Source organism: Cyclobacterium amurskyense (assembly GCF_001050135.1).
Lineage (GTDB): Bacteria > Bacteroidota > Bacteroidia > Cytophagales > Cyclobacteriaceae > Cyclobacterium > Cyclobacterium amurskyense.
This window is the reverse complement of sequence record NZ_CP012040.1, coordinates 6,146,190-6,158,829: the sequence shown is the minus strand read 5'-3', so window position 1 is coordinate 6,158,829 and position 12,640 is coordinate 6,146,190. Positions and strand designations below refer to the sequence as shown.

Below are 12,640 nucleotides of genomic sequence, written 5' to 3'. Positions count from 1 at the left end.
TTGATTTTTTTACTTTATGGGTACATTGTCAGTTCAGGCGGATTTTGAATTTTAATTATTTGAAAAATGAAATGTTTTCCTTGATAATCAATAGGAATTTTGAGAGGTACCACCATTTATAATAATTCCGTTTTTAAACTGCTTAGTTTTAGGTTTTTATCCTCAATTCCAAGCCAGTTAATATCAAGTTTAATGAGAGATAAGAGGCCGCTCAAGCAGGGAATAGAGGATTTGAATTGAATTTACACGATCAATTGGTCTTGAAAATGGCAATTCAAAAATATTTCAAAAAAATGTAAAAATTACCTTAAAATCAATTTAGAACCTGCTTTTAGATTGTTTTTATTAAGATATGGGTCTGGCTCATTCAGGATTGGATGAAAGGGTATTAAATTGACTTTTCTAAGTTATCTTTGGATGGGTTCTTGGTATAGGAAATCAAGCTGGAAAACAAAAGCATTGCCTATTGAAAGAATTATCAATTTTGAAGAATTGGTACATTGAAAAGAGATAAAACCCGAAATATGCAATAGCCATTCTATTGCGTGCTGAAATCGCTTTAAAATACCCAATCTTTGCTGTTTTCAATTTCACCATAGCGGTGCTATGCTAAAATCTCCAAACAGCCTGATTTTCTTGCGATAGCAAAACTTCCCGTAAACACGGGACAGGCTTTACCCCTGACATTGTCAGGGCGGAGAAATTCTATTACATAATCCGGGTTAACCCAGATTAAGGAATAGCTGTTTTTAAATAATATTAAGAAATGATAAATGAAAAGCAGAATATTAATTTATGATAGTAATGAAGAGGATTCAGTGCAAAATGACATTTTGCCTGAATTTGGTTCAAATTTAAGGGCAAGCTATCCTTATACTGAAGCTTTTATTGAGGAAATTGAGGAGGATGAACAGGTTGTAACTTTTCTTTCTGATGAACAATTAAAGTCATTTCTTCTTATCGCGATTAAAAGAAATCTAGAAATAGCACTTCTACCACACCCTAAAATGATCCATGGGATTAAAGGGTTTGGCGTGAAATCCAGCCTTGAGGATAATATTGCTTATATTCTACTTGAGGAGAAAGTGTCCAAAGTAGATGTTCTTGAAGCGAATGGGGTACCAGTTTTTAATACCATACTAATAGGAGAATCACTGAGTCTAATGAGTAGCTCAGTTGCTAGGTTTGGTTTTCAAAGATTTTGGCAGAGGTTAAGTTATTTTTTCAAACTTTTTTGGAGCACTAAATTGGTTGGTTTCAATATCAAAGCAGAGAATCAAGATGAAATTAACACAGCGGCCATTGGTCTAATCATCGTTCACCACGCTCAGAGTAGCTTGATAAGTAAGAAAATACTCGAGCATTCAGTAATTAATGATGGGAAGTTACATGCCTTTATTTTAGCTCCTAAAAGTATTAGTGGTTTGTTCTGGTTTGGACTTAACAGTTTATTTAGAACAAACAGTAATAGAAAATTACCGCCTTTTGCAGCTCATATTAAAACTTCGTCCATAACAATAACTGGAGACCAGCCTATAAATTATTCCCAGGATGGTGTGCTATTGTCCACCGAGAAATTGCAGATAGAAATAGGAAAAGGTGCCTTAAATATGCTGCCTGGGCAAAAGTTAAATATTGAGAATAAAGGTGGGAGTGATGATGTGTATAAAGTTGAAGCCCTGCCTAAGGGGGATGCAAGAAAGGAATTATTAAAAAGAAAACTTCCACTTATAAATCATGCAACAACAGAGGAATTTAAAGACCTGTTTTCTAGCTTAAGATCAAGTTCTATCACTTCGAGCGTATACCTTGTACTGATGCTATTGGCGACCCTAATTGCGACATTAGGGCTTTTTGGTAATTCTGCTCCTGTGATTATCGGGGCCATGATATTAGCCCCTTTAATGGCGCCGATTATATCTCTTTCTATGGGTGTTTTGAGACAAGACCGCACCTTAATAGTTAATAGCTCCAAGACAATAGGTTGGGGTGTTCTATTGGGTTATTTGTGTGCCATATTTATCACATGGCTCACTCCGTTAAATATTGCCAATGACGAGATTATGGCGAGGGTAAGACCTAATTTATTGGATTTAGGAATTGCTGTTGGCTCTGGAATAGCTGGTGCATATGCGAGTGCTAAATCAGAAATCTCTAAAACCTTGGCAGGTGTAGCAATAGCGGTAGCATTGGTGCCGCCTTTAGCAGTATCAGGTATAGGATTAGGATGGATGGAATGGGATATTTTTCGAGGAGCATTTCTCTTGTTTTTAACCAACCTTGCAGGCATGGTAATGGCTGCAGCTATGACATTTTTGCTATTGGGATTTAGTCCATTCCGTCTGGCAAGACGGGGGATTCTCTATTCCTTGGTTGTTGTTGGTTTGGTAAGTCTTCCTTTGTTTTTTGGTTTTATGGACATGGTAAGGGAAAACAATATCCTATCCAAATTAAATGGGTACACGACTAATGGTGTTGTTTTGAGAGATGTTTCTGTGCGAAATATTAAGCCTATGCGCTTAACTGTAAAAATTGTAGCAGATAAACCTCTTGACAAAACTGAGCTGGAAAATATAAAAAATGAAATTGAAAATATTGTAGGTGACAAGGTGGTCTTGGAGATAACGGTGGCAATGAAGGTCGAGTGATCCTTCTGCTTTTGATAGGAGAAAAATTAAAATGGATTTCAAAGATCTTCTCTGAATAGCATTTAAGTTGAGCTTCAAATCATTAATCTGATAATACAAATTCCCAAGTCCACGCTACAATAGTTTTAGCATTTCTGACAGATAATTAATACATTGAATATTGAAATTAAAGAACAAACTTTAAACCAATCAATACCTAAAAAGATGAAAAGAAAAGCAACAGCAATTTGGAAGGGATCCGGTAAAGATGGCAGTGGAACATTGTCTTCACCAAGCGGATTTTTTGATAAGTCACCTTATAGTTTCAAAACCAGATTTGAAAATGAGGATGGTACTAAAGGAACCAACCCTGAAGAAATGATAGCGGCAGCCCATGCGGGATGTTTCAATATGGCATTAAGTTTTCAAATCGCTGGAAAAGATTTGGAAGCTGAGGAATTAAATACTACCGCTACTGTTACTATCGAAAAAGGTGATGCGGGATTTGCCATTACAGGGATAGTACTTAACCTTACAGGGAAAGTTCCAGGTATGGATGAAAAGCAATTTATAGAGTTGGCCAATGCAGCCAAAGAAGGTTGCCCGATTAGCCAGGCTTTAAGTTCAGTTCCTATTTCATTGAATATTACTTTTAATTCCTAAGCATTTAATTTTAAATTTATGTTTGGAAAGTGCCAAAGAGTTTCTTTTTGGCACTTTTTTATTTCCCTATTACCTAATCATTATAATTATTGGTAAAGTTATCGAGTAATTCGGAGGCAAATTAAGTGTATGAATAAAAAAATGGCAATGCTGGGGTGGATCACCCTTTTAGGCTTTGGTTTGGCTGGACTCTCCTTGGTGTATTTCTTTCAAGAAATCACTTTGATGGAGCTGTTTGAGGGGCATCGGTCCCTATTTGTGCAATTGATTTCAGGATTAGTCTCAGGAATTATTGGTGCTTTTATAGCCCTAAAAATCATCAATGCCCCTTTTTTTAGAATAGAGAAGCAAAAATACAATGCACTCATCAATACCTGGCCATGGACAATAAAAGGAATTGTTTTTATTTCAATGTGTGCTGGAGTGGGAGAGGAACTCTTGTTTAGGGCTGGTATTCAGCCATTGTTGGGACTTTGGGTGACCGCAGTGCTTTTTGTTTTAATTCACGGTTACCTCAATCCGTGGAATTGGAGAATAAGCGTATATGGATTTGTAATGATTTTTTTTATAGCCGTTTTAGGAATTCTTTTCGAAAAATACGGGATTTTATCAGCCATAATTGCTCATTCCGTTTTTGATGCCATTTTACTTTATTGGATAGCAATAAAAAAGTCCTAAAAATCTATTTTTTTATACCAATTGTCGATTCGAGTCAGAATTGAAGATACGGAAAAATATAAAGTCTAAAACCTAATTAAAATCCAGATTTTGGCAGTGTTAACACAGAGAAAAAGCAAGAATAACGATGACCTGTGCTAAATGTTTTAGGTGGGATAAGGATATGGGAAACTCTGTGCTAGAGTTTCCCATATCCATTACTTATCATTAGGACTATTGCTTATTTCAAGTGTAGCTGATTCAATAGATTTTGCATGGTATAATTATTCCAAAGGAAAGCTAAATTCATTACTACTCCTGCCTCCTGGAGTGATGGTAACATAGCGAAGAGTGAGCGGTTTTTGGTCTTCTCCAGCAATTGGCGCTAAAATAGGAGATGTGTAAAGCAAAGCTGTTTGGTCGGCTTTATGCCCGTCAAAAGTGTAATAGACTGTAGCATTTTCTACCATTGGGTGGATTTCTACTATATGTCTACCGCTTGTTGGGTCTGTGCTAACATTTATTTTTGCTTCTGGAATCCTGAAAAATACGTTTTTTTCTTCCAGGTTAAGAAGTCTTTTGGGTAATCTCTCAAGGCTAAAGGAATCGAAATTTTTATTACCCGCTTTAGTCCAAGCAACTTCAGCCAAAGCAAAGGCTCTTGGGAATAAAAAATATTCCATTTTGTTAACACTAGGGATGTATTCAGTCCATAAATTGGCTTGTACACCCAAGACATGCTTAGCTTCTTCTTTGGTTAATTCATTTGGAATAGGGGAATAGCTATAAACTTTCTCTAAAGGTAAAAATCCACCTATTGCCAAAGGTTCTGTGGTTTTATCAGCTGCCTGTGAGTGGTCAAAGTACATGTGGCTATTGGGGGTCATGATAACATCGTGTCCCATTTTGGCTGCTTGAATGCCACCTTTTTCTCCTCTCCAGCTCATAACGGTAGCATTTGGGGCAAGTCCTCCTTCTAATATCTCATCCCAGCCAATCAGTTTTCTATTGTTTTTATTAAGAAACAATTCAATTTGATGAATGAAATGGCTTTGAAGTTCATGTTCATCCGCTAATTTTTCTTTTTTGATTACCTTTTGAGCAATCTCAGAGGTCTTCCAATGGTCTTTAGGTACTTCATCTCCTCCAATGTGGATGTACTCACTAGGGAAAATTTCCATTACCTCAGTAAGGACATCTTCCAAAAAGGCAAAAGCTTTAGGAGTTGGACCATAGATATTATAATGAACACCCCAAAATCCAGGGACTTCTTGGTTTATATCGTTGTCGTATTCCTTTCCATTTTCATTTACGGCAGCTATAGTACCGGTACCCATTCCTTCAAAAGTATCAAAACTTCCAAGTTCCGGATAAGCAGCCAGTACTGCAGAACTGTGACCAGGAAGTTCTATTTCAGGAATGACTGTAATTTTTCTTTCCGCAGCATAGGCTACGATTTCTTTTGCTTCCTCCTGAGTGTAATATCCTCCGTGTGGTTGACCATCATAAACAAATGGTTTGAAATCATAGTATTGACCAATAATAGTAGAATCTCTCCATGCACTTACCTGAGTAAGTTTTGGGTGTTTTTTGATCTCTAAACGCCAACCTTGATCGTCTGTTAGGTGCCAATGCAAGGTGTTTAATTTTAGCTGACCCATCAAATCAATTATTTTTTTAACTTGGTCAGTGCTAAAAAAATGCCTCGAAACATCTAACATTATTCCTCTATATCCGAAAGCTGGGGCATCGGCTATCTTCAATTGGGGTACTGTCACCTGGCCATTATTTATTTCAATTAATTGAAAAAGAGATTGTAGACCATAGAATATGCCTTTAGAGGAGCCTTTTATTATGACATATTTGTTGTCAATTTGTAAAGAATAACCTTCATCATTTTCCGGATTTTTAACTTCCTCAAGGACAATGGCCACCTCGCTTTGTGGTGTTGCCATTTTTATTGGTAAACGAAATCCTGCTTTAGTCTCTAATAGCTCGTTGAAAATGGTTGCAGATTTTCTGGTGTCATCACTATATGCTGCAATAATGGTACCCTGTCTTAATACCAATTGACCATCACCCATTTGAATGGATTCGGGCAAGGGGATTATAGTTAGGTTTTGCGCTTGGATATTTAAGGCAAATAAAACCAAAAAAGAGCTGGTTAGAATTAGGAATCTATACATGATAATACAATTATTTAATACCTTGTTTTTATGTTAAAGAAAGGAAAGTTAAATAAAAAAATTGATTAACATGATGATATATGTGAAAATATTTTAATTCTACAGTTGGTTTAGCTTACCTGAATGATTATTTAAAAAATAGAATCTGTATTTAGTTGCCTTTAATGTAGAATGGGTCAATACTAAATAAATTGGTATTATCTGGAGAGACATTGATTTTAACTGCATGAATGTCATTGTCTCCAAATACCTGTACAGCGGTGAAATTTGTCAAAGTTTTGCCGTTATTATCTCTCATAGGTTGATTCACCATGAAACGGTGGTGATCCCCATAAAGAAGCAGAACTGGTTTATCGTAATCCTGCACTTGCTGCCTAAGTAATGTGACGAAACTTGCGTGGCCATTGTTTTCGTCCTTGTTGTTATAGTTTAAGCCAGCGTGTAATACTAATACTAGGCCATTGCTATTGTTTTTCTTTGCTGCTTCAAAAAGAGAGATTAACCAAAAATTATTTGCTAATTCTCTTTCATAAAACTCATCGTTTAAGGCACCTTTTCCGCTGTCAAAGTTATTGTTTGAACCAATAACATGTAAAGTTCCAAATGTCACATCAGATTTTTGCCAGGTTGAATTTTCAGCGAACTTTTCAAAGCCTTCAGTTTTATTTTGTCTTAATAGTTCAATAGGTCGCCCCCCTTGACTAAAGTCATTTGAGAAAAACAACTGTCTTAATTTATCCAGTCTTTCTTCAGGAACATAGCTGCCACAAGACTCCCTATCACAATCTGTCCATTCATTGTCACCTGGTGTATAGATCAAGGCTTCATCAAAGGAGTCGAAGTATCCTTTTATTTTTTCGTAGTACTCATCTGAGCAAGGAATATGGCCAGATTTAATATCTCCCACATGTAGAGTAAATGCTGGTTTGTCTTTGTTGATTTGAGCGATCATGCGATCGAATCTTTCAAAATCTTCAGGGAGGTGATATGGGACATCTCCGATGGCCATAAAATTGAACGAAGCATTTTCTTCACTTGTACAAGAAGATAAAATGGTGCTTGCTACTACTACAAAAAGGAAAAATACTGATGTTTTCATTTGGGAAAGGTAATAATTTGCCAGTAAAATTTAAACAATTAAATATTTGAAAATTTCAGGACATTATAATGGTGAAGTTGTTGAATAACCCTTTAATGGAGGGGCGGGAAAACTTTTTACAAGAAAAAATCAGCCTGATTTAAGAAAAAAAATAATTTTTGAGCGCGTTGACAGCCTTCTTTTATTGCTGTAAATAATTATTTTCTATTGTTTTTTAATTACAAATAATACCTTTCTCTTTGTAAAACCATAGTTTCCCTATCAATTTGGAAGGCTAAAGATGAATGTAAAGGTTTTCGGCCGATCTAAATTATAATCTTGGGTAGAATTTATAATCATCTAAAAATTTTGAATTACCTGTTTGTGCTACTACTTTTATATTTCGATTATCGAAAGTGCTTAGGGTTTTAAAAATAGTAGTTGAACCTTTGCCTTTGAATTACCGAAATCACAAATTCATTACCTTTGAAAAATTAAGGTAGACACAACAGTTATTTACTTCTCAAAAACCAAGAATGTTATTGAGGATATTTATAATTGAAATTTCCCTTTAAAATTTATGGCCTATCAGGCGAAGCAATGATCAACAAATTTAAATTTTTATGTTCTCATCTGGTCTGATAACCATATCGATTGTAATCATCTTGGTCATTGTTTTGTACAAGGACCTGTTGAGGCCCTCTTTTGCCTTTTTGGGTGCTGTATTTTTATTGCTTGTATTGCAAATAATTAGCCCGGAAGAATTTCTGATGGGCTTAGCCAATAAACAAATCATCGTTATATTTCTACTGATTGGCTTGACATCCGGAATTCAACAAAATATAGGGACAGGATTTTTTTTTAAAATCTTTAGTCAAAAATTAAAGCCTGGTACTTTTAGGTTGAGGCTAATGTTGTTGGTAAGTAGCCTTTCCGCGATTTTGAATAATACTCCGGTGGTGGCATTCATGATACCTTATGTAAAAGAATGGACCAAAACCAATAAATTCCCCGCTTCGAAATTTCTAATTCCGCTTTCCTATTCCACTATTCTAGGAGGAATGATTACAGTGGTTGGTACTTCAACAAACTTGGTATTAAATGGCCTGATTAGTCAGTTTGGTTATCCCTTATTGGGCTTCGAGGATTTTCTTTATTTGGGTATTTTGGTAGCCAGTATAGGCATGGTTTATTTAAGTATTGCCTCCAATTATTTATTGCCCTCGAGGGAAGAAAACAAAAGTGAGGTAATTGATCATTTGAATGAATATTTGGTTGAAACCTATCTGCCTATAGGTTCAAGTATGCATGAAAAAACTGTAAAGGAGGCTGGTTTAAGACAGTTAAAAGAAATATTCCTTGCTGAAATCAGAAGAGGGAAAAAGGAGATTTCACCAGTGGGGCCAAATGAAATATTACAGGAAGGAGATAAGCTTTTTTTTGCCGGAAATTCCGAAGCTATTTTAAAACTTATCCAAGAGGAGAATGGCTTAAGTTTACCGGAAGATGGGCATGTGTCAAATTATGGTTTCTTTCAATTGACAGAAGCAGTGGTGCCTACCTCTTCATCATTGATAGGTCTAAAGGTTAAAGACAGTGATTTTAGAAACAAATACCAGGGGTCAATTATATCTATTCATAGAAATGGTACTCAACTGAAGGGGAATATTGGTGAAACCAAAGTGCATGCTGGGGATCTTTTCCTAATGTTGACAGGAAAAGATCACAATAGGAATGACTATTATAAGGATTTAATCATAGTTACCCTAAGGGGTGAAATAAGTGTTGATAGAGGAAATTTAAAAAGACTTCCCTCTTTTTTGGCTTTAGCGGTGTTGTTTACTGGGATTATCGGATGGATAGATCTTTTTATAGCAGCTTTTGCAGGAATTCTTACCCTGTATCTATTTAAAGTGTTAAATTTGCAAACTTTAAAGAAGGCTGTTGATTTGGATCTTTTGTTGATTCTAGTTTGTTCGCTTTCTTTGGGGTTGGCATTAAATAATTCAGGTGCGGCCGGTGTGTTGGTAAACCTATTGATTCAATTAACAGAAGGGTCGGGAGTGATGCTAGCCTTGGTGCTATTGTTTGTCATGACTTTGATTTTAACAAGTTTGATTACCAATGCAGCTGCTGTGTCTATTATGTTTCCAATCGCATTGGAACTGGGCAACCAATTGGAACAGCCTTTGACCCCCTTCTTTGTGGCAATAGCGTTTGCCGCATCAGGTGATTTTATGACTCCAATAGGATACCAAACCAATTTGATGGTAATGGGTCCTGGGAATTATAAGTTTAGAGATTATTTTATTATTGGCTTTCCACTTACTTTGATCTATACTGTAGTGGTATTGTGTTTTATTAATTGGTATTACCTTTAATTTATATAAATAGAGTAGCGTTAATTTCATTTTCCATATGCGTGAAAACATTCATCCATCTGTATTTAAGGTGAAAGTAGAACACCGAGCAAAGGCCCTAGGTCAGCAACCAAGATTAATTTGGTTTACGGGATTGTCGGGTTCTGGAAAATCTACTTTAGCCAATGCAACGGAAGATGCGCTTTATAGAATGGGCTACCATACCTACCTTTTGGATGGGGATAATGTAAGGACGGGATTGAATAAAGACCTTACATTTAGTGACAAGGACAGGGTAGAAAATATCCGAAGGATAGGGGAAGTAGCAAATTTAATGTTGGATGCAGGGTTGATAGTGATTTCGGCATTTATATCACCTTTTGTCTCAGATAGGGACATGATAAAGGAATTGGTTGGAGAGGAGAATTTCTTGGAAATTTACTTGAATTGCCCCCTAAGCATATGTGAAGAACGGGATGTCAAAGGTTTGTATAAGAAAGCCCGACAAGGACTGATTAAGGACCTTACAGGAATTGGATCACCTTATGAACCACCATTGTCTCCATTTGCCGTAGTGAATACTGCAGAGGAAAAAATGGAAGATGCAGTAGCAAGATTAGTACAAAAAATAAATAAAAAAATAAAAATTTGATATGGCACAATACTATTTATCCCATCTGGAAGAGTTAGAGGCAGAGGCAATTTTTGTTATTAGAGAAGTTGTTTCTCAATTTGAAAAACCAGCCTTGTTGTTTTCAGGGGGTAAGGATAGCATCGTTTTGGCTCATTTGTCTAAAAAAGCCTTTTATCCATCCAGAATTCCTTTTCCTCTTATCCATATTGATACAGGACATAACTTTCCTGAAACCATCGCCTTTAGGGATGAGTTGGTGAAAGACCTTGGGGTGCAACTTATTGTTGGATCGGTTCAGAAAAGTATAGATGAAGGTAAAGTAAGAGAAGAAACTGGGGCAAATGCCAGCAGGAATGCTTTACAGACAGTCACTTTGCTAGATACTCTGGAGGAAAATAAAATAGATGCTGCCATGGGTGGTGCTAGAAGAGATGAGGAAAAGGCACGTGCAAAAGAAAGATTTTTCTCTCATAGAGATGAGTTTGGACAATGGGATCCAAAAAATCAAAGACCAGAATTATGGAACTTGTTCAATGGTAAAAAACATATGGGAGAGCATTTTAGGGTGTTCCCAATATCAAATTGGACTGAAATGGATGTATGGCAATACATCCAATACCAAAACATAGCATTACCATCTTTGTATTTCTCTCATCAAAGAGATTGTGTGGTAAGAGACGGTGTGATATTAGCCAAATCGGACTTTATCCAGTTAAAACCTAATGAAGAAATAAAGAATTTAACGGTAAGGTACAGAACCTGTGGAGATATGCCCATTACTGGGGCGGTAGAATCTGATGCTGATGACCTAGATAAAATCATTGCTGAAGTAGCGACTACAAGAACTACCGAAAGAGGTACAAGAGCAGATGATAAAAGAGGGGAGACGGCCATGGAGGACAGGAAGAAGAGTGGTTATTTTTAGGATTAAATAACCATTATATCCCAGCCGATGTAAGGATATGCTTTTGATATTTAATTCACGCGCTTTTAGGGTGAATAAGCGTTTATATCAGAATATTCGGCAGAAATGAGATTAATAAAAAAATTCTAGTGAAATAGTATACATACAATATGAGCATACAGGAAACCAATCAATTGTTGAGATTTACCACTGCAGGATCTGTTGATGATGGAAAGAGTACCTTAATAGGTAGATTGCTTTATGATTCAAAATCTATTTTTGAAGATCAGATTGAGGCAGTGAAAACTTCCAGCGAGAAAAAAGGATTTGATTATGTAGACCTCTCTTTGCTCACAGATGGATTGAAGTCTGAAAGAGAACAAGGGATTACTATTGATGTAGCTTATAGGTATTTTGCTACCCCTAAGCGAAAATTTATAATTGCAGATACTCCAGGACATATTCAATACACAAGGAATATGGTAACTGGCGCTTCTACTGCAAATCTTGCCATTATTTTAATTGATGCGAGAAAAGGTTTATTGGAGCAAACTTTCAGACATAGCTTTATCGCTTCCTTATTGAAAATCCCACATGTAATCGTTTGTGTAAACAAAATGGATTTGGTGGATTATGGTGAGGAGGTTTACCAGAAGATAGTAAAAAGTTACAAGGACTTTGCTAGTAAAATGGAGATTAAAGATGTTCATTTTGTGCCTATTTCCGCACTTAATGGAGATAATGTGGTTGACAGGTCTACCAATATGAAATGGTATGAGGGACCTACTTTACTTTACCTTTTGGAAAATGTACATATTGCCTCGGATTTCAATCATATCGATTGCCGTTTTCCTGTACAAATGGTAATTAGGCCTCACACACATGAACACCAGGATTTTAGAGGCTATGCAGGTAGAGTAGAAGGTGGTATATTTAAGCCAGGAGATGAAGTAAAGGTTTTACCTACAGGATTTACCTCCAAAATTAAAAGTATAGAGTTGGATGGTAAGCCTATAGAGGAAGCCTTCTCTCCAATGTCCGTTACCATGACTTTGGAGGATGAATTGGATATTAGTAGAGGCGATATGCTGGTAAGGCCGAATAATGTGCCTAATGTAAGTCAGGACCTTGATGTAATGGTTTGCTGGATGAGTACGAAGCCTTTAGCAGGAAGAACAAAACTTTTGCTAAAACATACTACTCAGGAATGCCAGGTGATGGTGAAAGATATTCTGTATAGAGTGAATGTTAATACCTTACATAGAGAAGAAGGAGTCAATCAAATTGGCATGAATGATATTGCAAGAATTAGTGTTCGCTCTGCGAAACCTTTGTTTTTTGATGCATACAGAAGAAACAGGCAAACAGGCTCAATTATTTTGATTGATCCAAATACCAACGAGACTGTGGCGGCTGGAATGGTAATATAAAAACGCGTTTTAAAGAAGTGAAGCCTATTTACTTAAATGATATTCCTTATTTTTTCTTAAAATATAAACAGAATGGAGAACTTGTCAGGTTGTTTCTAAGC

Annotated in this window: 9 protein-coding genes; 7 read left to right on the top strand and 2 right to left on the bottom strand. The window is 36.3% G+C overall.

The features are described from left to right. Window positions 1-773: 773 nt before the first annotated feature. The 3 genes from CA2015_RS24380 (at window position 774) to CA2015_RS24370 (ending at window position 3,968) form a co-directional block, all read left to right on the top strand. Entirely contained in the window at window positions 774-2,648 is a 1,875-nt protein-coding gene (locus tag CA2015_RS24380; RefSeq protein WP_048644258.1) for a DUF389 domain-containing protein, read from the top strand. Window positions 2,649-2,852: 204 nt separating this feature from the next. Continuing rightward, a complete protein-coding gene (locus CA2015_RS24375) occupies window positions 2,853-3,290 on the top strand; it encodes an OsmC family protein (protein ID WP_048644748.1) in 438 nt (145 codons plus the stop codon). A 129-nt stretch (window positions 3,291-3,419) separates the two neighbouring features. Continuing rightward, a complete protein-coding gene (locus CA2015_RS24370) occupies window positions 3,420-3,968 on the top strand; it encodes a CPBP family intramembrane glutamic endopeptidase (RefSeq protein ID WP_048644257.1) in 549 nt (182 codons plus the stop codon). Between the two features lie 263 nt (window positions 3,969-4,231). Here CA2015_RS24370 and CA2015_RS24365 read toward each other — a convergent pair whose 3' ends face one another. Both CA2015_RS24365 and CA2015_RS24360 read right to left on the bottom strand, forming a co-directional pair. Continuing rightward, entirely contained in the window at window positions 4,232-6,133 is a 1,902-nt protein-coding gene (locus CA2015_RS24365; RefSeq protein ID WP_048644256.1) for a beta-N-acetylhexosaminidase, read from the bottom strand. A 151-nt stretch (window positions 6,134-6,284) separates the two neighbouring features. Continuing rightward, on the bottom strand, window positions 6,285-7,232 hold the full coding sequence (locus CA2015_RS24360) for a hypothetical protein (protein WP_048644255.1): 948 nt from the start codon (window positions 7,230-7,232) through the stop codon (window positions 6,285-6,287). A gap of 602 nt (window positions 7,233-7,834) precedes the next feature. Between CA2015_RS24360 and CA2015_RS24355 the strand changes: the two genes are divergently transcribed. From CA2015_RS24355 to CA2015_RS24340, 4 genes are all read left to right on the top strand, one after another. Next, complete coding sequence (locus CA2015_RS24355; protein WP_048644254.1) at window positions 7,835-9,592, top strand: SLC13 family permease; 1,758 nt, start codon at window positions 7,835-7,837, stop codon at window positions 9,590-9,592. A gap of 37 nt (window positions 9,593-9,629) precedes the next feature. Then, the gene (cysC, locus tag CA2015_RS24350) at window positions 9,630-10,223 is read left to right on the top strand and encodes an adenylyl-sulfate kinase (RefSeq protein ID WP_048644253.1); all 594 of its coding nucleotides are present in this window, start codon (window positions 9,630-9,632) and stop codon (window positions 10,221-10,223) included. A 1-nt stretch (window position 10,224) separates the two neighbouring features. Further along, complete coding sequence (cysD, locus tag CA2015_RS24345; protein ID WP_048644252.1) at window positions 10,225-11,130, top strand: sulfate adenylyltransferase subunit CysD; 906 nt, start codon at window positions 10,225-10,227, stop codon at window positions 11,128-11,130. Between the two features lie 149 nt (window positions 11,131-11,279). Then, window positions 11,280-12,539: a sulfate adenylyltransferase subunit 1 gene (locus CA2015_RS24340; protein WP_048644251.1), complete on the top strand. Its 1,260-nt coding sequence runs from the start codon at window positions 11,280-11,282 to the stop codon at window positions 12,537-12,539. Window positions 12,540-12,640 lie beyond the last annotated feature (101 nt).